This is a genomic window from Burkholderia sp. MSh2, from assembly GCF_000731655.1.
Taxonomy (GTDB): Bacteria; Pseudomonadota; Gammaproteobacteria; order Burkholderiales; family Burkholderiaceae; genus Burkholderia; species Burkholderia paludis.
Map to the genome: position 1 here is coordinate 1 of NZ_JPGM01000167.1, position 308 is coordinate 308.

Here is a 308-nt window from a genome sequence, read left to right on the forward strand (position 1 = left end):
GGCATCGTGTTGCGCCGTGAATTCACCGAAGGCACCGACGTCAAGGCTGGCCAGCGCCTCTACAAGATCGACCCGGCACCGTACATCGCCGCGCTGAACAGCGCGAAGGCGACGCTGGCGAAGGCGCAGGCGAACCTCGTCACGCAGAACGCGCTGGTCGCGCGCTACAAGGTGCTGGTGGCCGCGAACGCGGTCAGCAAGCAGGACTACGACAACGCGGTGGCCACGCAGGGCCAGGCCGCGGCGGACGTCGCGGCCGGCAAGGCGGCGGTCGATACCGCGCAGATCAACCTCGGCTATACCGACGT

Annotated in this window: 1 pseudogene; it reads left to right on the forward strand. The window is 68.2% G+C overall.

Annotated elements, in window-relative coordinates:
• A pseudogene (locus tag GQ57_RS38060) lies at nucleotides 1-308 on the forward strand (biotin/lipoyl-binding protein); the annotation flags it as partial.